The organism is Streptomyces sp. NPDC058985 (assembly GCF_042740985.1).
GTDB lineage: Bacteria > Actinomycetota > Actinomycetes > Streptomycetales > Streptomycetaceae > Streptomyces.
In genome coordinates, this window is sequence record NZ_JBHYJX010000043.1 from 44,349 (window position 1) to 70,804 (window position 26,456).

Genomic DNA, 26,456 nt, shown 5'->3' on the forward strand with positions numbered 1-26,456 from the left:
CTCCCGAGAGGACAGGAACCCGTGGCGCTCTCGCCGATGGACGTGACGCAGTTCGCCGCCGTCGACGCGGCGCGTGCGGCCCGGATGCTCAGTGAGGTCCGCTCCGCCAGACTCTCCGGAGGACAGGCCCCGGTGGCCCCGAGGCCGGTGATCGAGCAGTCCTGGGACCGGGTGCTGCGCAGCGGCGTCGATCCCGACCACGACGTCCGCTCCGGGCTGCTGTCGCCCGAGGAGGTGCGGCGGCGGCGCGAGTCCTCGGCGCTGCGGCACGTGCTGCCGGTGCTGCGGGAGGCGCTGCTCTCGGTCGCGGACGTCGCCCACCACATCATGGTGGTCGCCGACGACGACGGCCGGGTGCTGTGGCGGGAGGGCAGCGCGCCGGTGCTGCGCAGGGCGGACGGGCTCGGGTTCGAACTCGGCGCGGACTGGCGGGAGGAGGTCGTGGGCACCAACGGCGTGGGGACGCCCGCGGTGACCCGGCGGCCCGTACAGGTCTTCGCCTCCGAGCACTTCGTCCGGTCCCAGGCGACCTGGACCTGCGCCGGGGCACCGATCACCGACCCGCGCAGCGGCCGGCTGCTCGGCGTGGTCGACGTGAGCGGGCCGCTGGAGACGATGCACCCGGCGACGCTCGCCTGGGTCGACTCGGTGGCCAAACTCGCCGAGGCCCGGCTGCGCGAACTGCACGCGCGGTCGCTGGAGCGGCTTCGGGCGGTGGCCGCGCCGGTGCTGGCCCGGCTGGAGGGGCGGGCGCTGGTGACGGACCGGGACGGCTGGACGGCCGCGGTGACGGGCATGCCGTACGTCGACCGGGTGGCGCTGCCCAAGTCGCCCGAGGCGGGGATGATGTGGCTGCCGGCGGTGGGGGCGTGCACCGTGGAGCCGCTGGCCGGGGGCTGGCTTGTGCGGGCCGCCGAGGGGCCGGTGCCGCGGGACGCACGGGGTGCCACCCGGATCGTGCTGGACCTCGGTCAGCCGCGCCGCTGGTCGGTGCGGGTGCTGGGCGGGGCGGGCGACTGGACCCGGGAACTGAGTCCCCGGCACGCCGAGTTGCTGTATCTGCTGGCCGTGCACCGGGGCGGTCGCAGCGCCGCGGGCCTGGCCGAGGACGTGTTCGGCGACCCGGCCCGCACGGTGACGGTACGGGCCGAGATGTCCCGGGTCCGCAGGTATCTGGGCCCGTATCTGGAACATCGGCCGTATCGTTTCTGCGAAGCCGCGGAGGTGGAGCTCCTCCTCCCGCCCGACCCCCGCGACCTGCTCCCCCACTCCACCGCTCCGGCGGTACGGGAGGGCCGGGCGACGCTGGGCGTGCCGTGACGCACGCGGTATCCCGGCAAACGCCCCGGTTGGCCGTAAAGACGGGTTGATTTCGCATAATTGCAACGTCCGCGTCCGCGGACCCCGCCGACTGCCGTAGCATCCTCTTCTGACCGTCCCATCCGCTCCTCGGTCAACGCGTCCACCGTCGAGCGCAGTTGGTCCGGTGTCCGTGGAGGTTCCATGAAGCATCGCGGCAGACACCGCCGGCGCAGGCGGGGACGGGCGCTGCGCGCGGCCCTGACCGGGGCGGCCCTCGCCCTGACCGGCGCCGCCACGCTGATCAGCGCCTCGCAGGCCACGGTCGCCGACGATCCGGGCACCCTCAAGCCCCTCACCTCCGCCGCCGAGACCGACGCCCTGCGGCTGACGGAGCACCGCGTCCCCGGGCCCTGGCTCGACCGGCTCTCCGACTCCATGGGCGAACCGGTGGGCGTCGACGCCGTGCTCGACTCCGCCGACCGCGCCCTGCGCGGCGCCGCCGACTGCACCGCGGGAGAGAAGGAGTCCCTGCCGGTCTCCCCCGCCGCCACCCGCGCCTACTGCTGGGACGTGGCCGACACCGAGGGCTGGCTGCCCGGCGCGGTCACCACCTCGGGGGACGCCGACGAGGACGGGACCTGGGGCACCCACCGCGTCATCGTCTCCGCCTGGTCCCGGGACGACGGCACCCCCCAGGGCGGCCTCGCCCGGGTCTCGTTCGTCGACGCCGACGACCCCGACCACCTCGGCTACACCTCGGCCCTCCTCGCCGTCCCGGTCGACGGCGGCCACGACTACCGGGGGCTCGCCTCCCCCGTCACCGGCATGGTCTGGTACCAGGACAAGCTGCTGGTCACCGCCGCCGCCGGAGACCGCGACGCGCTGTACGTGTACGAGGTGGACCGCGTCCAGCGCGCCACCACCGCGGCCTCCGCCGTCGGCCGGGTGCCGGGCGGCTGGGCGGCCAACGGTCACCGCTGGGTACTGCCCGCCGTCGCCTCGTACCGCCTCCCCGACACCGAGGACGCCGCACGGCCCAGCGCGATCTCGCTGGACCGCGGCACCGCCCCCGACAGCCTGGTGGCGAGCGAGCGGGTGGCCGCGGACGGCGACCGCCCCACCCGGCTGTGGCGCTACCCGCTGAGCACGGACCCGGACCGCACCGGCCTCCCGGCCACCGACTCCGCCGGACACGTGGACCCGGTGGAGGCGTACGAGACCGGGGCGGCCGAGGTCGGCGGCGTGCTGTCGCACCGCCCGGCGGGCGCCGCACGCACCGACTGGTACCTGGACCGCGCGGCCGGCGGCCGCGACGGACGCGGCACCCTGTGGCGCCAGGACACGGAGGGCGCCCGGGCCACCGAGTGCGGCTCCGACGGCTCGCAGCGCTGCTGGAGCGGACAGGCGGGCTCCCTCTCCTACTGGGCGCGGACCGGCGAGGTCTGGTCCCAGTCCGGCAGCATGCTGTTCGCCCTGCCGCTGAGGTCGATCGAGGACGCGCTCGACTGATCCGCGCGGCGAGGGCCTGCCTGGGGGCCGCCCGCCCGGGATCGACAGATCCACGAACCGGATGATTCCCTGACCGGCATGACCAACATCGCCGTGACCACCTGGTCCCTGGAGCAGACGGCGCCCACCGACCTGCTGCCGGCCGCCGGCCCGGAGGGGGACGTACGCATCGTCCGCTCCACTGTGCCCTCCCCCGAGTTCAGCCGCTTCCTCTACGCCTCGGTCGGCGGCGACATCCGCTGGACGGACCGGCTCGGCTGGAGCCACGCCCGCTGGCGGGAGCACCTGGACCGGCCCGGCGTGGAGACCTGGGTCGCGTACGACCGGGGAACGCCCGCCGGCTACGTGGAGCTGGCGGCCGGCGACGACGGCGTGGTGGAGATCGAGTACTTCGGGCTGCTCCCGGCGTTCCGCGGCCGGCGCATCGGCGGCCACCTCCTCTCGTACGGCACCGCCCGCGCCTGGGACCTCGCGGAACGCTGGCCGGGACTGGCCACGACCAAACGGGTGTGGCTGCACACGTGCAGCAAGGACGGCGAGCACGCCATGGACAACTACCGGCGCCGCGGCTTCCGCCTCTTCGACACCAAGGTCGAGGAGGAGGCCGACGTGGCCACGCCGGGACCCTGGCCCGGGGCGTTCCCCGCCTGATCCCCACCTGATTCCCACCTGGTTTCCGCCCGGCCCCGCCCGGCCTCCGCCCGACCGGCCGGCCTCCCGCCCGGCGGGTGTCCGCTGTGATCCACAACACCCTTGTCTCGCTCTACGGGACAAGGGTGTCCGCATCTTGGACGAAGCTGGACTGTGTCCAGATCGCCGTGCCAGTCTTCCGTCATGCCTGGAACTGGAATTGCCTTGGTGAGTCGGCGGCACGTCGACCTCGGCCGCATGTCCAGCGCCATCTGTCCGGCCCGCTGAGAGCCCTCTCCAGCACTACCGGATTCCCCCGCATCAGCCTCCGCCCGCGCAAGGACGCGCATGTCTGCCATGCGCCCGTGCGCGCAGGCCAGAGCCGCTTTCCGTCTGCCTTGAAGGACGTGTCACACCATGGCCGCCACCCCGCCCGAGCCTGCCGCCGCGACCCCCCGCCGCAAGGTGAGCCGTCACCGCGGCGAGGGGCAGTGGGCGGCGGGTCACTTCACCCCGCTCAACGCCAACGAGCAGACCAAGAAGGACGACGACGGTCTCAACGTACGGACACGAATTGAGACGATCTACTCCAAGCGGGGGTTCGACTCGATCGACCCCGGCGACCTGCGCGGGCGTATGCGCTGGTGGGGGCTGTACACCCAGCGCAAGCAGGGCATCGACGGCGGCAAGACGGCCGTCCTGGAGCCGGAGGAGCTGGACGACAGTTACTTCATGCTCCGCGTCCGCATCGACGGCGGCGCGCTGACCACCGCGCAGCTGCGGGTCGTCGGCGAGATCTCGCAGGAGTTCGCGCGCGGCACGGCCGACATCACCGACCGGCAGAACGTCCAGTACCACTGGATCCGGATCGAGGACGTCCCGGAGATCTGGAACCGCCTGGAGGGCGTCGGCCTGTCCACGGTGACCGCCTGCGGCGACACGCCCCGCGTGATGATCGGCTCCCCGGTGGCGGGCATCGCCGAGGACGAGATCATCGACGGCACGCCGGCGCTGGAGGAGATGAAGCGCCGCGTCCTGAACAACCCCGCGTACTCGAACCTCCCCCGCAAGTTCAAGACCGCGATCTCCGGGTCGCCGGTCCTCGACGTGGTGCACGAGATCAACGACGTGGCGTTCGTCGGTGTGGTCCACCCCGAGCACGGGCCGGGCTTCGACCTGTGGGTCGGCGGCGGCCTGTCCACCAACCCCAAGCTGGGCGTGCGGCTGAACGCCTGGGTGCCGATCGAGGACGTGCCCGACGTCTACGAGGGCGTCATCTCGATCTTCCGGGACTACGGCTACCGGCGCCTGCGCAACCGTGCCCGCCTGAAGTTCCTGGTCGCCGACTGGGGCGCGGAGAAGTTCCGCCAGGTGCTGGAGGACGAGTACCTGAAGCGGAAGCTGACCGACGGTCCCGCCCCCGCCGAGCCCACCAGCCGCTGGCGCGACCACATCGGCGTGCACCGGCAGCGCGACGGCCGTTTCTACGTCGGCTTCGCCCCGCGCGTCGGCCGCGTGGACGGCACAATCCTGACCAAGGTCGCCGACCTGGCGGAGGCGCACGGCTCGGGCCGGGTCCGCACGACCGTCGAGCAGAAGATGATCATCCTCGATGTCGAGGAGGGGCGGGTCGACTCCCTGGTGGAGTCCCTGGAGGCGCTCGACCTCACCGCCCGGCCCTCCAGCTTCCGGCGCGGCACCATGGCCTGCACCGGCATCGAGTTCTGCAAGCTGGCCATCGTCGAGACCAAGGCGCGCGGCGCCTCCCTCATCGACGAGCTGGAGCGCCGCCTCCCCGACTTCGACGAGCCCCTCACCATCAACCTCAACGGTTGCCCCAACGCCTGCGCCCGCATCCAGACCGCGGACATCGGCCTCAAGGGCCAGCTGGTCCTGAACGACCGGGGCGAGCAGGTCGAGGGGTACCAGGTGCACCTGGGCGGCGCCCTCGGCCTGGAGCCGGGCTTCGGCCGCAAGGTGCGCGGCCTGAAGGTCACGGCGGAGGAGCTGCCGGACTACGTGGAGCGCGTCCTCAAGCGCTTCGAGGCCGAGCGCGAGGACGGCGAGCGCTTCGCCACCTGGGCGGCCCGCGCCTCCGAGGAGGCCCTGTCATGACCGAGCGTGCCGCGCCCTTCTACTGCCCCTACTGCGGTGACGAGGACCTGCGTCCGCACGAGGAAGGACACGGCGCCTGGGAATGCGCGGCGTGCAACCGCGCATTCCAGTTGAAGTTCCTCGGCCTGCTGGCCCGGGGACTTCAGCCCAACTCCACGGGAGGGGAACCGATATGACCGCGGTCCGGGAAGAGCGTACGACCGACGAACTCAAGGCCCTGGCCGAGCGGGCGGGCCGCGAACTGGAGGACGCCTCCGCCCTGGAGATCCTCCAGTGGGCGGCCGACACCTTCGGCAGCCGCTTCTGCGTGACCTCCTCGATGGAGGACGCGGTCGTCGCCCACCTCGCATCCCGCGCCCTGCCGGGAGTGGACGTCGTGTTCCTCGACACCGGCTACCACTTCCCGGAGACGATCGGCACCCGGGACGCGGTGGAGGCCGTGATGGACGTGAACGTCATCACGCTCACCCCGCGCCAGACCGTCGCCGAACAGGACGCCGAGTACGGACCCAGGCTGCACGACCGCAACCCCGACCTGTGCTGCGCGCTGCGCAAGATCAAGCCGCTGGACGAGGGCCTGGCCGGCTACCAGGCCTGGGCGACCGGACTGCGCCGCGACGAGTCCGAGACCCGGGCGAACACCCCCGTGGTCGGCTGGGACGAGAAGCGGCGGAAGGTGAAGATCTCCCCCATCGCCAAGTGGTCACAGGAAGATGTGCAAACGTACGTCGACGAGCACGGCGTCCTCACCAACCCGCTGCTCATGGACGGCTATGCCTCCGTGGGCTGCGCGCCGTGCACCCGCCGTGTGCTGGAGGGCGAGGACGCCCGCTCCGGACGCTGGGCGGGCCTCACCAAGACCGAGTGCGGACTGCACGGCTGACATGACGACGACCACCGGACCATCGAGTTTCAGGGAGAACCACGTGACGACCGGAGCCACCGTCTGGCTCACGGGCCTGCCCAGCGCCGGGAAGACCACCATCGCCCACGAGCTGGCCGGCCGGCTGCGCGAGGAGGGCAGGCGCGTCGAGCTCCTCGACGGCGACGAGATCCGCGAGTTCCTCTCCGCGGGCCTCGGCTTCGACCGCGCGGACCGGCACACCAACGTGCAGCGCATCGGCTTCGTCGCCGAACTGCTCGCCCGCAACGGCGTCACGGCGCTGGTCCCGGTGATCGCCCCGTACGCCGACAGCCGGGACGCGGTCCGCGAGCGCCACGAGGCGAACGGCACGGCCTACGTGGAGGTACACGTGGCCACCCCGGTCGAGGTGTGCTCGGTGCGTGACGTCAAGGGCCTGTACGCCAAGCAGGCCGCGGGTGAGCTGACCGGGCTGACCGGCGTCGACGACCCGTACGAGCAGCCCCTCAAGCCCGATCTGCGCATCGAGTCGCAGCACCAGACCGTTCAGGAGTCCGCCGCGGCGGTCCACGCCCTGCTCACCGAAAGGGGACTGGCATGACGACGTCCGTGGCGGCCGTGGCGGAGGGCACCGACAGCCCTTACGCCCTCTCCCACCTCGATGCCCTCGAGTCGGAGGCGGTGCACATCTTCCGTGAGGTGGCCGGTGAGTTCGAGCGGCCGGTGATCCTGTTCTCCGGCGGCAAGGACTCCATCCTCATGCTGCACCTCGCGCTGAAGGCGTTCGCGCCCGCGGCGGTGCCGTTCTCGCTGCTGCACGTGGACACCGGACACAACTTCCCCGAGGTCCTCGACTACCGCGACCGCACCGTCGAGCGGCACGGGCTGCGGCTGCACGTCGCCTCCGTCCAGGACTACATCGACCGCGGCGTCCTGCGCGAGCGTCCCGACGGCACCCGCAATCCGCTGCAGACCCTGCCGCTGACCGAGAAGATCCAGGCGGAGAAGTTCGACGCCGTCTTCGGCGGCGGGCGCCGCGACGAGGAGAAGGCCCGCGCCAAGGAGCGGGTGTTCTCGCTGCGCGACGAGTTCTCCCAGTGGGACCCGCGCCGCCAGCGCCCCGAACTGTGGAACCTGTACAACGGCCGCCACGCCCCCGGCGAGCACGTCCGCGTCTTCCCCCTGTCCAACTGGACGGAGCTGGACGTGTGGCAGTACATCGCCCGGGAGAACATCGAACTGCCCGCCATCTACTACGCCCACGAGCGCGAGGTCTTCGCCCGCTCCGGGATGTGGCTGACCGCCGGCGAGTGGGGCGGCCCCAAGCAGGGCGAAGCCGTGGAGAAGCGGCTGGTGCGCTACCGCACCGTCGGTGACATGTCCTGCACCGGCGCGGTCGACTCCGACGCCGACAGCATCGAGAAGGTCATCGCCGAGATCGCCGTCACCCGGCTCACCGAACGCGGCGCCACCCGCGCCGACGACAAGATGTCCGAGGCCGCGATGGAAGACCGCAAGCGCGAGGGGTACTTCTAGCCATGACCCGCACCACCGAACCCGCCGAGCCGCTGTCCGTCTGGCAGCTGTCCGAGACGACCCTGCTGCGGTTCGCCACCGCCGGCTCCGTCGACGACGGCAAGTCCACCCTCGTCGGACGCCTCCTGCACGACTCCAAGTCCGTCCTGACCGACCAGCTCGAAGCGGTCGAGCGGGCCTCCGCGAGCCGCGGCCAGGACGCCCCCGACCTCGCCCTGCTCACCGACGGCCTGCGCGCCGAACGCGAACAGGGCATCACCATCGACGTCGCCTACCGCTACTTCGCCACCCCCAGGCGCCGGTTCATCCTCGCCGACACCCCCGGCCACGTGCAGTACACGCGGAACATGGTCACCGGCGCCTCCACCGCCGAACTGACCGTCATCCTCGTCGACGCCCGCAACGGGGTGGTGGAGCAGACCCGCCGGCACGCGGCGATCGCCGCTCTGCTGCGGGTGCCGCACGTCGTCCTCGCCGTGAACAAGATGGACCTGGTCGACTACCGGGAGCCGGTCTTCGCCGCCATCGCCGAGGAATTCACCGCGTACGCCACCGAGCTGGGCGTCCCCGAGGTCACCGCGATCCCGATCTCCGCGCTCGCCGGGGACAACGTGGTCGAGCCCTCCGCGGTCATGGACTGGTACGGGGGACCCACCGTCCTGGAACACCTGGAGACCGTGCCGGTCAGCCACGACCTGGCGCACTGCCACGCCCGGCTGCCCGTGCAGTACGTGATCCGGCCGCAGAGCGCCGAGTATCCCGACTACCGGGGATACGCGGGTCAGATCGCCGCCGGCACCTTCCGCGTCGGCGACGAGATCACCGTCCTGCCGTCGGGGCGGACTTCGAAGGTATCGGGGATCGATCTGCTGGGGGTGCCGGTCGAGGAGGCCTGGACGCCGCAGTCGGTGACGCTGCTGCTGGAGGACGACATCGACGTCTCCCGCGGCGACCTGATCGTGCCGCGCAAGGACGCCCCGGCCACCAGCCAGGACGTGGAGGCCACCGTCTGCCATGTCGCCGACGCGCCGCTCACCGTCGGCCACCGGGTCCTGCTCAAGCACGGCACCCGCACCGTCAAGGCGATCGTCAAGGACATCCCGGCCCGCCTCACTCTGGACGACCTGTCCCTGCACCCGCACCCCGGGCAGCTCGTCGCCAACGACATCGGCCGGGTCACCATCCGCACCGCCGAACCGCTGCCCGCCGACTCCTACGCCGACTCCCGCCGCACCGGGTCCTTCATCCTCATCGACCCCAGCGACGGCACCACCCTCACCGCCGGCATGGCCGGTGAGTCCTTCGCCACGCCGGAGCCGGTCAAGGACGAGGCGGACGAGGACGGGTGGGACTTCTGAGCATGAACTCCCCCGGTTTCTACTCCATGTTCGCCAAGGAGGGCGGTCGCGTCGGCAGCGGTGCCCTGGGGAGCGGGCAGGGCGGAGTGGCGCGATGTGCGTGCTGACGTACGCGCACCGCCCGCGCGCCCACACCCCCCACCCGCACAGCCGAAGACAAGCCGACCTCCCGGCCACGACCTGACACCTCGGACGACCCGACAGGCGTGAGCGCCGGACCAACGAGAGGAACACCTCCCGTGCCTGCCACCACCGCTCTGCGCCGCACCGTCGCGGTCCTGGCCGCCCTGCCGCTGCTGGCGCTCGCCGGCTGCGGGTACGGCTCCCAGGCCAAGGACGACGACACCGCCAAGGTCGCCGCCGGTGCCGAGAAGATCGACGGTCTGGACTCCGTGCGGATCGGGTACTTCGGCAACGTCACCCACGCCACGCCGCTGGTCGGCAACCAGAAGGGCTTCTTCCAGAAGGCCCTGGGCGCCACCGAGGCCAAGTACGCCGCCTTCAACGCGGGCCCCTCCGAGATCGAGGCACTGAACTCCGGCTCCATCGACATCGGCTGGATCGGCCCCTCCCCCGCCATCAACGGCTACACCAAGTCCGAGGGCAAGAACCTGCGGATCATCGGCGGCTCCGCCTCCGGCGGCGTCAAGCTGGTGGTGAACCCGGACAAGATCAAGTCGCTGAAGGACGTCAAGGGAAAGCGCATCGCCACCCCGCAGCTCGGCAACACCCAGGACGTCGCCTTCCTGAACTGGATCGCCGAGCAGGGCTGGGAGACCGACGCGCAGAGCGGCAAGGGCGACGTCACCGTCGTGCGCAGCGACAACAAGGTCACCCCGGACGCCTACAGGTCCGGTTCCCTGGACGGCGCCTGGGTGCCCGAGCCGACCGCGTCCAGGCTGGTCGCCGAGGGCGGCAAGGTGCTGCTGGACGAGTCGACGCTGTGGCCCGACGAGAAGTTCGTGATCACGAACATCATCGTGTCGCAGAAGTTCCTCACCGAGCACCCGAAGGCCGTCGAGGCGGTACTGAAGGCGTCGGTCGACACCAACGAGTGGATCAAGGCCAACCCGGACGAGGCCAAGGCCGCCGCCAACAAGCAGCTGGAGAAGGACACCGGCAAGGCCCTGCCCGCCGACGTCCTCGACCCGGCGTGGAAGTCGATCCAGCTCACCGACGACCCGCTGGCCGCCACCCTCGACGCCCAGGCCGAGCACGCCGTCAAGGCCGGTCTGCTGGACCAGCCCGACCTCAAGGGCATCTACGACCTCACCCTGCTCAACAAGGTCCTCAAGGCCAAGGGCAAGCCCACCGTCGACGACGCCGGACTCGGCGCCCAGTAAAGCCCGGATCCGACCGTTCCCCAGGAGGTGACGACCATGGCCACGACCACGACCCTCGCCAAGGCCGCCGACGGCACCGAGGCGGCCACCGCGTACGCCGCCCGTATCGAGCACGTCTCGAAGTCGTTCGCGGGTCCCGCCGGGCAGCAGCTCGTGCTGGACGACATCAGCCTCGATGTCGCGCCCGGCGAGTTCGTCACCCTTCTGGGGGCCTCCGGCTGCGGCAAGTCCACGCTGCTCAACCTGGTCGCGGGCCTGGACAGGCCCAGCACCGGGGAGATCACCACCGACGGGCGGCCGGCCCTGATGTTCCAGGAGCACGCCCTGTTCCCGTGGCTCACCGCGGGCAAGAACATCGAACTCGCCCTGAAACTGCGCGGCGTGCCCAAGGCCGAGCGCCGTGAGAAGGCGGAGGAGCTGCTCGGGCTCGTCCGGCTGGGGGGCGCGCACGGCAAGCGGGTGCACGAGCTGTCCGGCGGCATGCGCCAGCGCGTCGCGCTCGCCCGGGCGCTGGCCCAGGAGAGCAAACTGCTGCTGATGGACGAGCCGTTCGCGGCGCTCGACGCCATCACCCGCGACGTGCTGCACGACGAACTGACCCGCATCTGGCGCGAGACGCAGCTGTCCGTCCTGTTCGTCACCCACAACGTGCGCGAGGCCGTGCGCCTCGCCGAGCGCGTGGTGCTGCTGTCCTCCCGCCCCGGGCGCATCGCCCGCCAGTGGACGGTCGGCATTCCGCAGCCGCGCCGCATCGAGGACACCGCCGTGGCGGAGCTGTCCGTCGAGATCACCGAAGAACTGCGTGGGGAGATCCGCCGCCATGGCCAGCACTGAGACCACCACGCCCGCCAAGGACGCGGGAGATCTCGCCGGTCTGGAGGCGGGCCTCGACGCCCTGGAGACCCGGCAGAAGAGCCGTACGCCCTTCCGGCAGACCTTCGTGGAGAAGATCCTGCCCCCGGCCGTCGCCGTGCTGCTGGTCCTGGCCGTGTGGCAGGGCCTGGTCTCCTTCAAGATCGTCGATGACCCGACCAAGCTGCCGGCCCCCGCGGACGTGTGGCGGGTGGCGCAGGACGCCTGGCTCCAGGGCGAGTTGCTCGGCTACATCTGGACCAGCGTCTCGCGCGGACTCTCCGGCTTCCTGCTCGCCCTGCTGATCGGCACCCCCCTCGGGCTGCTGGTCGCCCGGGTCAAGGTCGTGCGCGCCGCCATCGGCCCCATCCTGTCCGGCCTCCAGTCCCTGCCCTCGGTGGCCTGGGTACCCCCCGCGGTCATCTGGCTGGGCCTGAACAACTCGATGATGTACGCCGTCATCCTCCTCGGCGCCGTCCCCTCCATCGCCAACGGCCTCGTCTCCGGCGTCGACCAGGTCTCCCCCCTCTTCCTGCGCGCCGGCCGCACCCTGGGCGCCACCGGGCTGAAGGGCACCTGGCACATCGTGCTGCCGGCCGCGCTGCCCGGCTACGTCGCCGGCCTCAAGCAGGGCTGGGCGTTCTCCTGGCGCTCGCTGATGGCCGCCGAGATCATCGCCTCCTTCCCCGACCTCGGGGTGGGCCTGGGCCAGCTCCTGGAGAACGGCCGCAACGCCAGCGACATGGCCATGGTGTTCGAGGCCATCCTCCTCATCCTGATCGTCGGCATCGCCATCGACCTGCTCGTCTTCAGCCCGCTGGAGCGGTGGGTCCTGCGCAGCCGCGGCCTGCTGGTGAAGGGCTGAGGTACGACATGTCCGCACCGGTCCTTCTGGTCGTCGCCCACGGCAGCCGCGACCCGCGGCACGCCGCGACCGTGCACGCCCTGGTCCGCCAGGTCAGGGCGCTGCGCCCCGGCGTACGGGTGGAGACGGGCTTCCTGGACTTCAACGTGCCCTCCGTGCCGGGCGTGCTGGAATCCCTGGCGACGGAGGGGGTGCGGGACGTGGTGGCGCTGCCGCTGCTGCTGACCCGCGCCTTCCACGCCAAGGCGGACATCCCGGCGGTCCTGGCGGACGCCCCGCCGCGGCTCAGGATCCGTCAGGCGGAGGTGCTCGGCCCCTCGCCGCTGCTGCTGGCGGCGCTGGAGCGGCGGCTGTACGAGGCGGGTCTCACGCCCGCCGACAAGTCCTCGACCGGGGTCGTCCTGGCCTCGGCGGGGTCCTCCGACCCGGAGGCGATCGCAGTGATCGCAGAAATCGCGCGGGAGTGGCGGCGTTCCGGTTGGTGCGCCGTGCGGCCTGCGTTCGCCTCCGCATCCCTCCCCCGCACCGAGGACGCCGTACGGGAGCTGCGCGCCCTGGGCTGCGCACGGGTCGCCGTCGCCCCGTACGTCCTCGCGCCCGGCCGCCTGCCGGACCGGATCGCACGGGGCGCGGCCGGGGCGGACGTACTGGCGGACGTCCTCGGCCCCTCACCGGAGGTGGCGCGGGTCCTGCTGGAGCGGTACGACGCGGCGCGGACGCCGGTACTGGCGGCGGTCGGGGCCTGACGTGAAGGGGCACGGCCCGGCCTCTAGTACTCCAGTCTGACTTCGCGATCTTGTTGCGGTGAGCCGAAGCGCGTTAGTTGTCACATAGGCAGGCTTCTTGTCACCTACAGAGTTGGGGGCTGCTGTTCTGGTGCCCGCGGGGCGGCTCGGTGTGGGTTTTGACGGGCACGCGGACCGGCTACGCCGGGGCTCAGACTTTGATCGTGCGGTACTCGACCCCGAGCCGATCGAGGGCGATGAGGCCGAACGGTGAGACCACTCCGGGTTCGAGTCCGAGCGCGGCCACCAGCCGCTCCGCGGAGCCGAACGACCGGTTCCGCTGCAACGCGGCAGCGTGCACTGGAGGAGTGTGGCTGCACTCGGGTGGAAATCGTCTCCGTCAAGCCTGGGCAGCTTCCGGAACCGACGCATTGACCGGCCGAAGTCGTCGCTGCGCGGTGAGACAGCATGCCCGGGGCCGGCACCTGATCTGCGGGCCTCGATGCCGGGCCTCCTGTTCAGCGTGCCCGGTTTGGCTGTGCCAGGCGAGCAGGGCATCGACGAACGCTGCGAATGCCACGGGGTCGATCTGACACTCGTCAGCTTCCATGGGACCGATGCCGGATGGCAGCCCCACTTCGGCCTGATAGACGGTGACCTGGCTCATGAACAGCCGCGACGCCCCGTTGGACGGGTTCCACAGGGTTCGGTCGCCCAAGTCGTAGCTCTGGCGAACGTCAGCCTCTCACCGCTGGTCATAGGAGGTCGACATTACGGTCAGTCAGCCCTCCACGGAAAGTGAGCCAGAACCGCTTCGGGCCGACATTCACGAGCGAAACCAGGTAGCCGTTCCGGTCGTTGCCGTGTGCGTTGGCCCCTTGCGGGTAACAGGGACCCGTCCGTGTACCGCCTGCGGTGGACCGAGCCCAGGCCCGAGCGAGCGAGGAAGGTGCCGCGTGTCCTCTTCCCTGGTAGAGACGGTCGACATCAATGCCCCCGTGTCCGTGACCTGGTCCCTGTGGAGCGACGTGACGAGGTGGCCGTCGTTCCTGAGCCACGTCCGCCTGGTTCAGCCCTTGGACGAGCGCCGATTCGCCTGGCAGCTTGCCCTGCCCGGCGCCGACAGGAACTTCGTCGCCGAGCTCACCGAGGTGGTGGAGGAGAACCGGATCGCCTGGCGGACCACGGAGGGGGTGGACCACGCGGGCGTCGTCACCTTCCACCGGCTCAGCGACACGACGAGCAGGGTCACCCTCCAGATCGAGTACGACCCCAAGGGCTTCATCGAACACCTGGGCGCGCTGACGAACCTGGACTCCACGCTCGCCAACTACGACCTGGGAGAGTTCCAAAAGCTCGCGGAGACCGCGGCGGCAACCTGAGAAGCGGAGACTTTCGAACCGCGCCTGGATGCGGTCGGCCGCGATCCTCACCCTGGGGCCCCGTCTGACCGGCCCCTCGGCCGACGCAGGGGTCCTCCGGAGCGCAATCGTGAGCATTGCCATCGTCCTCGGGCCTCCCCGCCGGCTGACCGCATCACCCCACCCGCCCGGCCGGTCCACGCCCAGTCCCGTCGCCAGGTGCACACCGCCTCGCGGGCCGTCCTGCGTTCGAAGATGCGTGGTAGGCGGCTCGGGCACGTCGTTGTGTCGGTATGTGGACCGGCGGCAGTGAAGTCCCCTCGGCACCATCAGCACTCCACCAGGGCTGGCAGGTCATCGGTCTACGCCGCGGTCCCCGGCCCGGCTTCCCGCGGGTCTCCGTGCGGCTGCGTCAACCCCTCGTCCACGGGCAGCCGCCGTGCCGGCTCCGCCTGGTCCAGCTCGTAGTGGTGCTGGCACTCCTCACACCGCACCCCGTCCACCAGCACACCGATGTCGTCGTTCTCCGCGTTCGGGCAGTCCGAACCGTCTCCGCGCCCCGCACACGCCTTTACCTGCGCACCCGCCATACGCTCGACCGTGCGACGCCGCCTGGCAGCCCGGGAGCGCGCGCGGCAGGGCGCACAGGCGTACAAGCCCGGCACGGTGCACCAGCAGCCATCAGCAGCCCCACCAGGGGGGATGCAGGGTCAGGGTTTCGCGGCGTGGCCGGGCCAGTCGGGGTCGGTTTCGGCGGCCTGCAGGTCCCCGTGCCCCTCCCACCAGGGGCTCGTCCACCCGCAGGCACACGAGTACCGGCCCTTGACGCCGTAGATCTCTTTGCCGCAGCCCCCGCACGGGGAAGCGGTGATCTCCTGCCCGTCCAGGAATGCGGCCGCCGCGGCAGCCGTCTCCGCAGAGGGCACCGGCACGGGGGGTGTCTGCCTCCTCGGCACCCGTCCGACCTACGCACGACGAGAGCACTGTCCCAGAGGCCGGGCCGCACGGCGGGCATGGCCGGGAGCCGTCCGGGCCTCCCTGCGCTGAGCACCGTCTTGCCTCTGCGGCAGACCGTTGGGAGGCGGGACTGCAGCGCTACGGGCAGCCTGATGAAGGCGCGGGGAGCGACCGCAGCAGGGTCAGCGCGCCTGTGCATCAGGCTGCTTGCCCGTACTCCTCCGCCGAGAGGTCGTCGTGGTCGTCTGGTGGCCAGCGTGCTGTTTTCTCGCGCAGGCGCAGGGTGCTCCAGGTGAGGGCGCTGGCGGGGGCGAGGTACCAGGGCAGGGGCCACAGGAGCGGCCACCAGCCGGATTCGGGGTGGAGCAGGGCCTCGGTCGCGGCGCCGGCCATGCCGGCAGCCAGGCTCCAGCACAGCAGCCGGCCGGACCACTGCACAGCGCGGCCGGTGCGGTCCGTGTCGGCGCGGCGCCCACGGGTGGGGTGCGGGCAGGCTCTGCGTCTTCCGGGCACGCTCACGGTAGGGGTCCTTTGCAGCAGGGGCGGTTGCCGCGGGCTGGGGGACCACGCATGCAGGGCGCGGCAAGTGTGCATGGCGTGGGGCAGGGCTTGCAGCCCTGCCCCACGTTCGACCATTGCTCTAAGACAACTTCCTGGCCTCGGTGGCGTGCCGTGATGACCACGGAAACCTTGGTGGCCGGGCTCGATGGAAAAATCAAGTCAGGTCTGAACCTGTCTTGAAAGCGACCATCGTCGACCACTCACTTCCCGGAAAAGATTGTTTCGTTCGATTCAAGCCAGGTTTCCCGGGTGGATCGATAGCGGAACCGTTTCGTCCATCTGATATGCGTCCGCTTCATGACTCTTCGTGCATGTATGACCCATGGAAGCGGTGGGGCTTATTCCGGCCGGAATGCATATGCGATTCGGGGGGACATCAGGTCGTTTTGTGTGATTCCTGTGTCAGCTTGTGGGTCCGCGGTGACCGCTGGGGTTGCCGTGTCCGTCTTCCTGTGGGGGGAAGTTGATGCACTCGCGTGCCACGCGCACGCCGTTCCGGCGTGCCCGCAGATCCTCGCGCTACGGGCTGATAGCCGCACTCGCGGCGTTGTCCCTGGTGGCCCCGGCAGTACCGGCGTTCGCCGCACCGTCGCCCGCGGACCCCGGGCCCACCTCGGCGTGGGGCAAGAAAACGGACTTCGAGGCACCGCCGGTCAAGGTCGGTGACACCGGGCCGGTGCCTGGTCAGGAGGAGGTCGCGCCGACCCAGGAGCAGGCCGCCTGGCGGGCCGAGCAGAAGGAGCGCGCCCTTACCGGTGAGCCACCGACGCCGCCGAAGGCGCCGTCCCGGTCGGCTGCCGCGGACGCCGCCGTGAATGTGTACGTGCCCGAGGGTCAGGGAGCCGTGCCCTGGCACCAGATGTCCGATTTCCGGATCACCGACTCGCTGGTGGCCCGGATCAACCTGTCCACCGGCAACCTGATGCTCGCCGGCACCGACTTCCAGGTCGCGGGTGTGGGCAAGACGCTGCGCCTGGCGCGGACGTACAACTCCTTCGACGCGCCCTGGGGCAAGGTCTCGCAGCGCTGGTGGCAGGAGTACGAGCGCTATCTCCATCTCTTCAGCAACGAAGTCGTCCTCTACGACTCCACCGGTGCCGCCGTCCGCTTCGACGCGAACGCCGACGGCACCTACACCACGCCCAAGGGCTACTCGAAGGACCTGAAGAAGAACGCGGACGGCACCTACACCCTCACCGACCGCAAGTCCGGCTCGAGGGACACCTACGACGAGCACGGAACGCTGACGAAGGTCACCGACAGGAACCACGGCGCCATCACCGTCGACCAGCACGACGAAGGCAGCGAGCACAAGGGCTTCAAGCTCACCGAGACCCGCTCGGGCCGCTGGGTCGACCTGCTCAAGACGTACCCGAACCAGTGGCAGGCCAAGGACCACACGGGCCGCACCGCCGTCTTCGACCTCAACGCGGCCGGGGACCTGGCGAAGACCACCGACACCGAGGGCAAGCCCACCGTCTTCGACTACGACTCCTCCCGCCGCCTGACGAAGATCACCACCCCCGAGGGGCGGGTCACGGTCTTCACCTACGACGAGGACAACCGCGTCCGCTCCATGCTGCGCGCCACCGACTTCAACGGCTCGGGACACACCGGGCCGACGTACACCTACGACTACGCGAACACCGACCCGTCCGCTGCCGGGACGACCACGGTCACCGACCCCGAGCAGCACACCACGAAGTACGAGCACAACGCCGACGGCGGCGTCACCAAGGTCACCGACGCCCTCGGCCACACCCGGAAGCGGACCTTCGACGCCAACCACAACATCGACACCGCGGAAGACGCCATGGGCGTCGGCACCGGCGCGGGCAACGTCACCGCCTACGGCTGGGACTCCCGGAACAACCCCACCTCCGCGAAGCTGCCCACCGGCGCCACCGCGACGCTGACCGGGTATCAGACCATCTCCGGCGCGGACCTGCCGAAGACCCTCACCAGTGCCGACGGCGAGAAGAGCGACTACACCTACGACACCGCCGGCAACACCAAGTCGGTGGCGGTGACGGGCACGGGTGGCGGCAAGCGGTCCTTCGACTACAACCCCGCCACCCCGACCTGCGACGGGTTCGAGGGCCAGACCTGCAAGGTCACGACCAGCATGTCGGCCACCAAGTCGGTGTCGACATCGTTCGACTACGACGCCAAGGGCAATCTGTCCAAGGTCACCCCGCCGGCCCCGCTCGGTGAAACGACCTACACCTACGACGCGCTCGGCCGCCCCGAGACCGTGACCGACGGCCGCGGCATCAAGACCGTCTACGAGTACGACAACCGCGACCGGATCAAGCTGGTGTCCTCCACCAACGCCACCGTCCGCTACCACTACGACGGCGACGGCAACCTCCGCCAGCGCGACGACAGCACCGGTGTCACCACGTACAAGTTTGACCCGCTCTCCCGGGAGACCATCCGCACGCTGCAGAACGGGTCGCAGACCAAGCTCACCTACACCCCGGCCGGCAACGTCGACACGTATGAGGACCCGGCCGGTGTCACGGACTACACGTGGAACGAGGTCAACAAGCTCACCGAGCTGAAGGACCCGACCGGCAAGAAGACGACGTACAAGTACAACAACAACGACTTCCGCACCACGACCACCTACCCCGGCGGCACCGTCCAGACCGTCACCCCCGACAAGTCCAGCCGCCCGGAGAAGATCAAGGCGACCTCCCCCAAGGGCACCCTGGTCGACCTCGCCTACTCCTACTCCAACGCCGGCAAGGACGGCACCAAGATCCGCACCCGCACCGACGCGGTCACCGGGCTGAAGACCACCTACACCTACGACAGCGCCGGCCGCTTCTCCTACGCCAGGGAAGACCAGGGCACCACCCTCAAGGCCTCCTGGCAGTACTGCTACGACCAGGCCGGCAACCTCACCAGCCAGGGCGTCGACCCCGGCTGCCCGCGCGGCACCACCTACACCGTCAACGACGCCCAGCAGATCACCGCGAAGAACGGCTCGACGGCCAACTGGTCCTACGACAAGCTCGGCAACGAGACCGCCGCCGCATCCACACCCGAGGGCACCCGCACCGGCGAACAGTGGTCCGACTACAGCCAGATGACGTCGATCACCGTCGGCGGCAAGACGTATACCGGGCAGTACGGCTCGACCGACCAGAGCGAGCGGATCAAGCTCGGTGACACGTTCTTCCACAACGGCCCGCTCGGTCTCTCGGCCAAGACCACCGCGGGTGTGGACATGGGATTCAACCGGGAACCCGGGGGCACGCTGAACTCCATGACGACCGGGGGCAAGTCGTACTACTACCTCACCGACGCGCTCGGCTCCGTTGTCGCGCTCGCCGACGAGACCGGCACGAAGGTGAACACCTACGCCTACAGCCCCCGCGGCGTCCAGCGCACCACGACCAGCGAGCAGGTCCCGCAGCCCTATCGCTTCGCCGGCGGCTACCAGGACCCCACCGGCCTCTACCACTATGAGGCCCGCTACTACGACCCCAACATCGGCCGCTTCACCAGCCCCGACCCCTCCGGCCAAGAGGAGAACCCCTACCTCTACGCCGAAGGCGACCCCGTCAACCGCATCGACCCCACCGGTCTCTTCTCGGTAGAGGGCGCTATGAAGGGGATGCTCAAGAGCGCTGGAAGAGCGACCAAAGCAAAGGCCATATGGGACACCGGGAGTGCCCTGGCCGACGGTGACTACGGTAAAGCTGCCGCAGTCGTGGCCGGAGAGGTGGCGTCCACCGCCACTGGTGCGGCATGTGGCGCCGTAGCTGCCGCTGCGGGCGCGCCGACTGCCGGTGCAGGAGGCTTTGTCGTCGGAGCCGCCTGCTTCACCGGGGCCGAGTACGTCGGTAACGCTGTGCAGAACGAAGCAACCGACGCCTGGTCGTAGGGCTGGGCACGAGAAAGGATGAGCCGGTGGCGAGAACATATCTGATTGCCAATGAAGGGCGCGTGATGCCTGAGGGTACGGCGGGGCTTGTAATCCTTGCCGTAGCCATCGCCGCCCTAGTGGCGATGATAATTTACGGGAGGGTTACCCGGAAGCGTGGCCGCAAGAACTGACATCTGGTTCTGCGCGGCAAGACAGATACCCGCCTCGCCATCACGACTTTCCGAAGAATGCTGCCCCGAGCCGTAACCGCTCGGGGCAGCATCCGTCTCTCGCGCTGCCCAGGATGGGGCCGCATCCTGGGCAGCGGATTTTTCGATCTTCCCGGCAACGGTTGCGTGTTGACCTGCCAGAACTGGTCCCGTAGTAGGCGTAGCCGCTGCGGTCCCGTGTGCTGTCGGCGGAGACGCAGCGGGCAACTTTGCTGAGGATCAGACAAAGGATGCGTGGTCATAAAAAGATCGCGCCAACCCGATCCGGGGTGGCGGTCATGCGCCATCCGGGAGCGGCCAAAACTATTGAAGACAGGAAGGAGTCGCTTATCGTACTGCAATTTGCCGACGCTTCGGGAAAGGGAACTTGGATTCCTGATGGCTGGGAGATTCCTATATTCCTGGGCTCCATGGCCATCGTCGTCATCATGGTCGCCGTAGCGCGTTGGCGTCGGAAGTGAGCTGAAAGATGGATAGCGAGTCGAGAGGAATCCTGCGAATCCTGGCCTATTTCCTAGTCGGATTCGCGGCGGTTATGACTGTCTCCATCATTATGCTTGTATCGGGAGCCAGCCTCGCAGCAGTTCACGTGGCCCCGCTTGCCGCAGCGGCCTGCTACTGCTCCGCCATACCAAGAGGGAAACCTAGCTAGTTGCAGTGTGCTGGGTCTGGCTCGTTATGGTGCCGGCAGCGGACGCGAGCCGTTTCTTGAGGAAAACCGGGTGGACAGCTACCGCGGCCACATCGGACAGCTCCACACTCAGGTCCACTGGGGCTGGGGTAACGCCGCTGGCCCATCGACCAGTGACGTCGCTCCTGCTCGGTAAAGCCATTGCGGCCCGAAAGGCACCAAACAGGCATGAACATACCCATAGCAGCTCCCGGAGGCGGCCGCGACCTGCCGGTGTGGGGGCAGGTGGCCTTCATCATCGTTGCCGTACTTGTGGGGATCCTTGTCGTGACGGGGCTGCTTCGCAATCGCCGCAAATGAAGCGTCCAACCGTACGCGCAGAAGCTTATGGCCCAAGCGGGTAGTGGATGCATGGCCTCTACTCGGCGCAACCCACTTGGAGCGACTTTGGACGGTCGGCCGAGTGACCGGCGGGCAGGACCTGGTAGTTGCACTGCTTCGCTGGCAGCTAACAAGACCCCACCGGCCTCTACCACTACGAGGCCCGCTACTACGACCCCAACATCGGCCGCTTCACCAGCCCCGACCCCTCCGGCCAAGAGAAGAACCCCTACCTCTACGCCGAAGGCGACCCCGTCAACCGCATCGACCCCAATGGACTGGCCAGCTGGAGTATCGGCGGGGAGGCGTGCTCCTGGGTGTGCCTGGGCGGCGGCTACTCCAAGGACGATGAGGGCAATAGCGGCGGCTTTATCAAGGTCGGTGTCGGTCTGCCCGGACTGGGAGCCGGTGCTGAGGCATCCTCGGGAGGGGCTGACGAAGGACCGCAAGCTTACGGCAACTGCGCGGCCGGCGTAGCGTCAGCGGGCGGCCAAATCGGTGGAGACGACAACGGCAATCCCACTGCTGCGGTCAACGGCGGTCTTGGTACGTACGTTTCCAGCCCGACGTGCAGCGGTGGTCTACAAGTGCAGTTCTAGGCACTCTTCTACAACTCGATCGACGTCCATGACGTAGGAGGAAAAGACATGCGGGTACTTGTTGCGGTCCTCGCGATCATTGCAGGGCTCGCTCTCATATCTCTCCGGAAGAAGTTCGGGGCGAGGGCCGTCGCCCAGCGCAACGTATTCGGACGGGCGAACGCAGCCGCCGGGGAGTCGACGGCGCGCCAGGCTCCCGTGGTCATCGGATGCTTTCTCCTGCTCATCGGCGTTCTAGTGGCCGCCGGTGTGGTCGGAACGGACTAGCCGGAAGATGAGCTCTGGAGGCTTCATGCTTGGCGGTGCCGATTCGTAAGCGAATCGAAGGACGCGGTCACTGACGCCTGATCCGAGCATTAAGCCCAGGAGCTTTCCCACTTGATGGCCTGGTCGCGATGGGGCGGCCGGGCCATCACGCTCCCGGGTGCTCTCAGAGCAGTGCCGTTAGAGGTCCTAACAAAGGCGTTGGGCGTGGCGTTGGGTGATCAGGCAGACGGTGAGGCCGAGGAAGGCTTCGTGGATGTCGTCGCGTCGTTCCCAGCGGATGCGCAGGCGTCGGAAGCCGTGCAGCCAGAAATGGTGCGTTCGATGACCCAGCGGAAGGTGCCCAGGACGATGCCGTGTGGCTGGCCGCGTTCGGCGATCGCCGGGCGAATGCCTCGCTCGCGCAGAAGTCGGCGGCCCTCAAGCGGGCACGGCGGGACGCCCACACCGCCGCGACGGTGCACGCCGCCCTGCGCACCTCTGGTGACCAGATGACGTCGATCACCGTCGGCACCAAAACCTACGCCGGCCAGTACGGCTCGAACGACCAGAGCGAGCGGATCAAGCTCGGCGACACCTTCTTCCACAACGGCCCGCTCGGTCTCTCGGCCAAGACCACCGCGGGTGTGGACATGGGATTCAACCGGGAACCCGGGGGCACGCTGAACTCCATGACGACCGGGGGCAAGTCGTACTACTACCTCACCGACGCGCTCGGCTCCGTCGTCGCGCTCGCCGACGAGACCGGTACCAAGGTGAACACCTACGCCTACAGCCCCCGCGGCGTCCAGCGCACCACGACCAGCGAGCAGGTCCCGCAGCCCTACCGGTTTGCCGGCGGCTACCAGGACCCCACCGGCCTCTACCACTACGAGGCCCGCTACTACGACCCCAACATCGGCCGCTTCACCAGCCCCGACCCCTCCGGCCAGGAGAAGAACCCCTACCTGTACGCCGAAGGCGACCCCGTCAACCGCATCGACCCGAGCGGCCTCATCACCGGCTCCATCAGCGGAGAAGCTGCTTCATCGTCTGCGTCGGCACCGCTGCAGGCGGTCCCGGGTCCCACCCCCCGCCAAGGTCCGCAGGACCCTGAACGGCCTCGTTACATCGACGAGCACATCCACGGCCTGAAGCAGGACGGCAGGACTAGGGGCCGGTCATCTCCACGAGTCTGACGACGGTGTTCCAGTTGCGGGTGGTCGCCACCACGCCCTTGTTCACGCGGGGACGCGCGAGGGCCTCGGCGAGCTTGGAGCGGCCGAGGCCGTCGGGCGCGTAGAGGTACAGGGCGCGGTCGCCCAGGCGGAACTCCTCCGGGAGGAAGGCCGGCGCGTCGACCGGCGCGAAGCGCTCCGCGTCCACGGGGGCGGAGAAGTAGGTGACGTGCAGTTGCTTGGCCTCCAGTTCGGCGGCTGGGAAGGGGCAGGCCTCGGCGACGGCCTTCAGGTAGGCGTGGTCGCGCACGATGACGTCCACGGCGAAGCCGAAGCGCTTCTCGATCGCCCCCGCCAGCTCGGCGGCCAGGGACCCCTCGTTCCCGTGCGCGGCGGCGAAGACGGCCTGCCCGCTCTGCAGATGCGTGCGTACGGCGCCGTGGCCGAGGTCCGTCAGAAGGGCGCGCAGGTCGGCCATCGGGAGCTTCCTCGCCCCGCCGACATTGATCCCGCGCAGCAGCGCCGCGTACATCGTCGTCATGGGCTCACCCTAGAACGGCCGTCGTGCCCCGTGGGGGCGGGCACGACGGCCGGGTCCGCGCGGTGGCGGACGTGCGCGCCACTCTCGCCGATGCGGTGTGCGGGGTTCAACCACTACACGCACCTGTGACTTAGACAACAAGCCTGCGAAAGGGTTCCTGCGCACGTCGGCGCACCCTGAGCGCGCACCCTGAGCCCACGCCCCGGCGTCCCCGGTAGATGTAAGGGACCCGGATCCTCCTCAGCGGTGAGACACGCCGGTACGGAGGGATGACCCGTCGCCGGGGTACGTCACCGGGGAGCACGACGCGGTGTTCTTACGTGGGCCATACCTTCGAAGCGCAAGGTGACGGCAGGGGGTCGTCGCCGTTCACTGGGGGGCAGGCCGGTCATGCGGAACCGAGACACACGGGTGCGGGGCATAGCCGCGCGGGCCGGCGGCTGGAGCGCCAGACACCGATGGGCCGCCGTCGGCATCTGGGTGCTGTTCGTCGTCCTCGCGATGGGGCTCGGGTCGGCGGCCGGCCGGGTCGACGTCAAGGACAGCGACCAGATGGGCGGCGAGACGCACACCGCCGCACAGATCGTCGAGGACGCCGGGATCGAGGAGCCGGCCGGTGAGTCCGTCCTCATCCAGGCGAAGGACGGCGGCCTCAAGGCGACGGACGCCGACTTCCGGGCCGCGGTCACGGCGGTCATCACGGCGGTGGAGGGCACCGGTCAGGTCACGGGGGTGACCTCGCCGTACGAGGCCGAGACGATCTCGAAGGACGGCCGCAGCGCGCTGGTGCGGTTCGACATGCGCGGCGAGGCGGACACCGCGGGCGACCGGGTCGAGCCGGTGCTGAACGCCGTCGCGGACGTCCAGAAGGAGCACGAGTCGCTGCGGATCGAGGAGATCGGCGGCGCCAGCATGATGAAGACGTTCGACGACGCGTTCGGCGACGACTTCAAGAAGGCCGAGTACTCGGCGGTGCCGGTGGCGTTCGGCATCCTCCTGGTCGCGTTCGGGGCGCTGGTGGCGGCGCTGGTGCCGGTGGTGCTGGCGATCACCGCGATCATCGCGACGATGGGTCTGATGGCCCTGGTGAGCCACTTCCAGCCGATGAGCGAGACCGCCAACTCCGTGATGCTGCTGGTCGGTCTGGCCGTCGGCGTCGACTACTGCCTGTTCTACCTGCGCCGTGAGCGCGAGGAGCGCGCCGCGGGCCGGGACGCGCAGACCGCACTCCGGATCGCCGCCGCCACCAGTGGCCGGGCGATCGTCGTCTCCGGTGTCACGGTGTGCGTGGCCATGGCGGGCATGCTGTTCACGGGCATCGCCGAGTTCGAGGCGATGGGCCTGGCCTCGCTGATGGTGGTCGCGGTCGCCATGGTCGGCTCGGTGACGGTGCTGCCCGCGCTGCTGTCGCTGCTGGGCGAGCGGGTCGAGAAGGGCCGCCTGCCGTTCCTGCGCCGGCGCCGCAAGGGCGGTGTCTCGGAGGGCAGCCGGTTCTGGACGGCGGTTCTGAACCGCGTCCTGGCCAAGCCGCTGCTCGCCGCCGTGGTGGCGACCGGAGCGCTGCTGGCCGTGGCCGCTCCGGCGATCGGCATGAAGACGGAGAACCTCACGCTGGACCAGGAGTTCGGCGACTCGCTGCCGATCGTGCAGACGTACAACCGGGTCAACGAGGCGTTCCCCGGCGGGTCGGACCCGGCCGAGGTGGTCGTGAAGGCGGACGACATCAACGCCCCGGAGGTGCGGGCCGCGCTCGCGGACTTCCGTGAGCGGGCGGTGAGTTCGGGTGCTTCGCGCGGACCGGTCGACGTCACGACGCACGACGAGCAGAACGTCGCCCTGGTCTACGTCCCGCTGGTCGGCGGCTCCGACCAGGACAAGGCGGGTGAGAGCCTCGACAAGCTGCGGGACGAGGTGCGGCCGGCCACGCTGGGCAAGGTCGACGGCGTCGAGGCGCCGATCACCGGTCAGGTCGCCGGGTCGAAGGACTTCAACGACCAGTTGGTCGGCTCGGTCCTCCCGGTCTTCGCCTTCGTGGTGGTCTTCGCCTTCCTGCTGATGCTGCTGTCCTTCCGTTCGCTGACGGTCGCGCTCACCTCGATCGTGCTGAACCTGCTGTCGGTGGGCGCCGCCTACGGCATCCTGGTCGCCGTCTTCCAGCACGGCTGGGGCGCGTCACTGGTGGGCGCGGAGGGTGTGGGCGCCATCATCACGTGGCTGCCGCTGTTCCTCTTCGTGATCCTTTTCGGCCTGTCGATGGACTACCACGTGTTCGTGGTCTCGCGGATCCGTGAGGCGCGGCTGCGCGGGCGGAACACGGCGGACGCGATCCGGCACGGGGTGGTCACCACGGCGGGGGTCGTCACCAGTGCGGCCGTCATCATGGTCGCGGTGTTCGCCATCTTCGGGACGCTGTCCATGCAGTCCATGAAGCAGATGGGCGTGGGCCTGGCGGCGGCGGTGCTGATCGACGCGACGATCATCCGGGGTGTCCTGCTGCCGGCCGTGATGTCCCTGCTCGGTGAGCGCAACTGGTACCTGCCGAAGTGGCTGCACCGGCTGCCGGACCTCACCCACGACGAGGCGCCCGAGTCGATCGCGACGACGGTCCGCGACGACGAGGGCGAGCGCGGGGAGCGAGGTGAGCGGGTGGGGGTGTGAGCGGCCCCCCTCAGCCACCACTGCCGCGGGCCCCCGCCCGGGCGGAAGTGAACGCCGGGCGCCCGCCGGGGGGGGGCGGGCGCCGCAAAGCCCCAGGCGGGGCCCGCGGGAACAGGAGCTGTGGGGGGGGCCGGGGCGTGGG

At 69.8% G+C, this 26,456-nt stretch carries 24 protein-coding genes and 3 pseudogenes; 20 read left to right on the forward strand and 7 right to left on the reverse strand.

Going from position 1 to position 26,456, the window contains the following annotated elements:
• The first annotated feature begins 21 nt into the window (after positions 1 to 21).
• The 14 genes from ACFW01_RS30050 (at position 22) to ACFW01_RS30115 (ending at position 13,118) form a co-directional block, all read left to right on the forward strand.
• Entirely contained in the window at positions 22 to 1,320 is a 1,299-nt protein-coding gene (locus tag ACFW01_RS30050) for a GAF domain-containing protein (protein WP_384508863.1), read from the forward strand.
• A 183-nt stretch (positions 1,321 to 1,503) separates the two neighbouring features.
• Positions 1,504 to 2,811, forward strand: a complete 1,308-nt coding sequence (locus ACFW01_RS30055; RefSeq protein WP_384508866.1) for a hypothetical protein — start codon at positions 1,504 to 1,506, stop codon at positions 2,809 to 2,811.
• A 78-nt stretch (positions 2,812 to 2,889) separates the two neighbouring features.
• Complete coding sequence (locus ACFW01_RS30060) at positions 2,890 to 3,462, forward strand: GNAT family N-acetyltransferase (protein WP_234960063.1); 573 nt, start codon at positions 2,890 to 2,892, stop codon at positions 3,460 to 3,462.
• A 183-nt stretch (positions 3,463 to 3,645) separates the two neighbouring features.
• Positions 3,646 to 3,729, forward strand: coding sequence for a putative leader peptide (locus ACFW01_RS30065; RefSeq protein ID WP_310887545.1), 84 nt, complete (start codon positions 3,646 to 3,648; stop codon positions 3,727 to 3,729).
• A gap of 129 nt (positions 3,730 to 3,858) precedes the next feature.
• Positions 3,859 to 5,556, forward strand: coding sequence for a nitrite/sulfite reductase (sirA, locus tag ACFW01_RS30070; protein WP_234960062.1), 1,698 nt, complete (start codon positions 3,859 to 3,861; stop codon positions 5,554 to 5,556).
• A complete protein-coding gene (locus ACFW01_RS30075) occupies positions 5,553 to 5,732 on the forward strand; it encodes a hypothetical protein (protein ID WP_234960061.1) in 180 nt (59 codons plus the stop codon). Before sirA ends, ACFW01_RS30075 begins: the two co-directional genes overlap by 4 nt.
• Entirely contained in the window at positions 5,729 to 6,439 is a 711-nt protein-coding gene (locus ACFW01_RS30080) for a phosphoadenylyl-sulfate reductase (protein WP_234960060.1), read from the forward strand. Before ACFW01_RS30075 ends, ACFW01_RS30080 begins: the two co-directional genes overlap by 4 nt.
• A gap of 43 nt (positions 6,440 to 6,482) precedes the next feature.
• The gene (gene cysC / locus ACFW01_RS30085) at positions 6,483 to 7,019 is read left to right on the forward strand and encodes an adenylyl-sulfate kinase (protein WP_376347347.1); all 537 of its coding nucleotides are present in this window, start codon (positions 6,483 to 6,485) and stop codon (positions 7,017 to 7,019) included.
• Positions 7,016 to 7,954 (forward strand): sulfate adenylyltransferase subunit CysD, encoded by a 939-nt coding sequence (gene cysD, locus ACFW01_RS30090; protein WP_234960058.1) that lies wholly within the window; start codon positions 7,016 to 7,018, stop codon positions 7,952 to 7,954. The genes cysC and cysD overlap by 4 nt, the downstream gene beginning before the upstream one ends.
• Positions 7,955 to 7,956: 2 nt before the next feature.
• Entirely contained in the window at positions 7,957 to 9,312 is a 1,356-nt protein-coding gene (locus tag ACFW01_RS30095; protein WP_234960057.1) for a GTP-binding protein, read from the forward strand.
• A gap of 239 nt (positions 9,313 to 9,551) precedes the next feature.
• Positions 9,552 to 10,655, forward strand: a complete 1,104-nt coding sequence (locus ACFW01_RS30100; protein ID WP_234960055.1) for an aliphatic sulfonate ABC transporter substrate-binding protein — start codon at positions 9,552 to 9,554, stop codon at positions 10,653 to 10,655.
• Between the two features lie 36 nt (positions 10,656 to 10,691).
• Positions 10,692 to 11,489 carry an ABC transporter ATP-binding protein gene (locus tag ACFW01_RS30105; RefSeq protein WP_234960054.1) on the forward strand — a complete coding sequence of 266 codons (798 nt, stop codon included), beginning with the start codon at positions 10,692 to 10,694 and terminating at the stop codon, positions 11,487 to 11,489.
• Entirely contained in the window at positions 11,476 to 12,372 is an 897-nt protein-coding gene (locus tag ACFW01_RS30110; protein ID WP_234960053.1) for an ABC transporter permease, read from the forward strand. The genes ACFW01_RS30105 and ACFW01_RS30110 overlap by 14 nt, the downstream gene beginning before the upstream one ends.
• An 8-nt stretch (positions 12,373 to 12,380) precedes the next feature.
• A complete protein-coding gene (locus tag ACFW01_RS30115; protein WP_384508876.1) occupies positions 12,381 to 13,118 on the forward strand; it encodes a sirohydrochlorin chelatase in 738 nt (245 codons plus the stop codon).
• Between the two features lie 190 nt (positions 13,119 to 13,308).
• On the opposite strand, the gene ACFW01_RS30120 is transcribed toward ACFW01_RS30115, so the two are convergent.
• Both ACFW01_RS30120 and ACFW01_RS30125 read right to left on the reverse strand, forming a co-directional pair.
• A complete protein-coding gene (locus ACFW01_RS30120; RefSeq protein WP_234960051.1) occupies positions 13,309 to 13,458 on the reverse strand; it encodes a hypothetical protein in 150 nt (49 codons plus the stop codon).
• A gap of 39 nt (positions 13,459 to 13,497) precedes the next feature.
• The gene (locus ACFW01_RS30125) at positions 13,498 to 13,815 is read right to left on the reverse strand and encodes a DUF6086 family protein (protein ID WP_384508880.1); all 318 of its coding nucleotides are present in this window, start codon (positions 13,813 to 13,815) and stop codon (positions 13,498 to 13,500) included.
• Positions 13,816 to 14,053: 238 nt separating this feature from the next.
• Here ACFW01_RS30125 and ACFW01_RS30130 point away from each other — a divergent pair, with 238 nt between their 5' ends.
• Positions 14,054 to 14,479 carry an SRPBCC family protein gene (locus tag ACFW01_RS30130; RefSeq protein ID WP_121544406.1) on the forward strand — a complete coding sequence of 142 codons (426 nt, stop codon included), beginning with the start codon at positions 14,054 to 14,056 and terminating at the stop codon, positions 14,477 to 14,479.
• A 341-nt stretch (positions 14,480 to 14,820) separates the two neighbouring features.
• Here ACFW01_RS30130 and ACFW01_RS30135 read toward each other — a convergent pair whose 3' ends face one another.
• The 3 genes from ACFW01_RS30135 to ACFW01_RS30145 form a co-directional block, all read right to left on the reverse strand.
• Complete coding sequence (locus ACFW01_RS30135; RefSeq protein WP_384508884.1) at positions 14,821 to 15,048, reverse strand: hypothetical protein; 228 nt, start codon at positions 15,046 to 15,048, stop codon at positions 14,821 to 14,823.
• A gap of 120 nt (positions 15,049 to 15,168) precedes the next feature.
• Complete coding sequence (locus ACFW01_RS30140; protein ID WP_384508887.1) at positions 15,169 to 15,390, reverse strand: hypothetical protein; 222 nt, start codon at positions 15,388 to 15,390, stop codon at positions 15,169 to 15,171.
• A 223-nt stretch (positions 15,391 to 15,613) separates the two neighbouring features.
• The gene (locus ACFW01_RS30145) at positions 15,614 to 15,934 is read right to left on the reverse strand and encodes a hypothetical protein (protein ID WP_384508890.1); all 321 of its coding nucleotides are present in this window, start codon (positions 15,932 to 15,934) and stop codon (positions 15,614 to 15,616) included.
• A 508-nt stretch (positions 15,935 to 16,442) separates the two neighbouring features.
• On the opposite strand from ACFW01_RS30145, the gene ACFW01_RS30150 reads away from it, so the two are divergent.
• The 3 genes and pseudogenes from ACFW01_RS30150 to ACFW01_RS30160 all read left to right on the forward strand — a co-directional run bounded on the left by ACFW01_RS30150 (position 16,443) and on the right by ACFW01_RS30160 (position 21,961).
• The gene (locus tag ACFW01_RS30150) at positions 16,443 to 19,871 is read left to right on the forward strand and encodes an RHS repeat-associated core domain-containing protein (protein ID WP_384508893.1); all 3,429 of its coding nucleotides are present in this window, start codon (positions 16,443 to 16,445) and stop codon (positions 19,869 to 19,871) included.
• A 1,355-nt stretch (positions 19,872 to 21,226) separates the two neighbouring features.
• Positions 21,227 to 21,694: pseudogene (locus ACFW01_RS30155) on the forward strand (RHS repeat-associated core domain-containing protein); the annotation flags it as partial.
• A 48-nt stretch (positions 21,695 to 21,742) separates the two neighbouring features.
• Entirely contained in the window at positions 21,743 to 21,961 is a 219-nt protein-coding gene (locus ACFW01_RS30160; protein WP_355096323.1) for a hypothetical protein, read from the forward strand.
• Between the two features lie 186 nt (positions 21,962 to 22,147).
• Here the strand turns inward: ACFW01_RS30160 and ACFW01_RS30165 are convergent.
• Positions 22,148 to 22,362: pseudogene (locus ACFW01_RS30165) on the reverse strand (transposase); the annotation flags it as partial.
• Between the two features lie 84 nt (positions 22,363 to 22,446).
• On the opposite strand from ACFW01_RS30165, the pseudogene ACFW01_RS30170 reads away from it, so the two are divergent.
• Positions 22,447 to 23,136 (forward strand): annotated as a pseudogene (locus ACFW01_RS30170) (RHS repeat-associated core domain-containing protein); the annotation flags it as partial.
• On the opposite strand, the gene ACFW01_RS30175 reads toward ACFW01_RS30170, so the two are convergent.
• Positions 23,108 to 23,656, reverse strand: coding sequence for a DUF1697 domain-containing protein (locus ACFW01_RS30175; protein WP_384508897.1), 549 nt, complete (start codon positions 23,654 to 23,656; stop codon positions 23,108 to 23,110). The pseudogene ACFW01_RS30170 and the gene ACFW01_RS30175 overlap by 29 nt on opposite strands.
• Positions 23,657 to 24,046: 390 nt before the next feature.
• Between ACFW01_RS30175 and ACFW01_RS30180 the strand changes: the two genes are divergently transcribed.
• Positions 24,047 to 26,314: an MMPL family transporter gene (locus ACFW01_RS30180; RefSeq protein WP_384508900.1), complete on the forward strand. Its 2,268-nt coding sequence runs from the start codon at positions 24,047 to 24,049 to the stop codon at positions 26,312 to 26,314.
• The last annotated feature ends 142 nt before the right edge of the window (positions 26,315 to 26,456 follow it).

Coding starts and splice junctions, on each gene's coding strand:
- ACFW01_RS30055 (WP_384508866.1), top strand. CDS start 1,504: ATGAAGCATCGCGGCAGACACCGCCGGCGCAGGCGGGGACGGGCGCTG.
- ACFW01_RS30060 (WP_234960063.1), top strand. CDS start 2,890: ATGACCAACATCGCCGTGACCACCTGGTCCCTGGAGCAGACGGCGCCC.
- ACFW01_RS30065 (WP_310887545.1), top strand. CDS start 3,646: ATGCCTGGAACTGGAATTGCCTTGGTGAGTCGGCGGCACGTCGACCTC.
- sirA (WP_234960062.1), top strand. CDS start 3,859: ATGGCCGCCACCCCGCCCGAGCCTGCCGCCGCGACCCCCCGCCGCAAG.
- ACFW01_RS30075 (WP_234960061.1), top strand. CDS start 5,553: ATGACCGAGCGTGCCGCGCCCTTCTACTGCCCCTACTGCGGTGACGAG.
- ACFW01_RS30080 (WP_234960060.1), top strand. CDS start 5,729: ATGACCGCGGTCCGGGAAGAGCGTACGACCGACGAACTCAAGGCCCTG.
- cysD (WP_234960058.1), top strand. CDS start 7,016: ATGACGACGTCCGTGGCGGCCGTGGCGGAGGGCACCGACAGCCCTTAC.
- ACFW01_RS30095 (WP_234960057.1), top strand. CDS start 7,957: ATGACCCGCACCACCGAACCCGCCGAGCCGCTGTCCGTCTGGCAGCTG.
- ACFW01_RS30105 (WP_234960054.1), top strand. CDS start 10,692: ATGGCCACGACCACGACCCTCGCCAAGGCCGCCGACGGCACCGAGGCG.
- ACFW01_RS30110 (WP_234960053.1), top strand. CDS start 11,476: ATGGCCAGCACTGAGACCACCACGCCCGCCAAGGACGCGGGAGATCTC.
- ACFW01_RS30115 (WP_384508876.1), top strand. CDS start 12,381: ATGTCCGCACCGGTCCTTCTGGTCGTCGCCCACGGCAGCCGCGACCCG.
- ACFW01_RS30135 (WP_384508884.1), bottom strand. CDS start 15,048: ATGGCGGGTGCGCAGGTAAAGGCGTGTGCGGGGCGCGGAGACGGTTCG.
- ACFW01_RS30150 (WP_384508893.1), top strand. CDS start 16,443: ATGCACTCGCGTGCCACGCGCACGCCGTTCCGGCGTGCCCGCAGATCC.
- ACFW01_RS30160 (WP_355096323.1), top strand. CDS start 21,743: ATGCGGGTACTTGTTGCGGTCCTCGCGATCATTGCAGGGCTCGCTCTC.
- ACFW01_RS30175 (WP_384508897.1), bottom strand. CDS start 23,656: ATGACGACGATGTACGCGGCGCTGCTGCGCGGGATCAATGTCGGCGGG.
- ACFW01_RS30180 (WP_384508900.1), top strand. CDS start 24,047: ATGCGGAACCGAGACACACGGGTGCGGGGCATAGCCGCGCGGGCCGGC.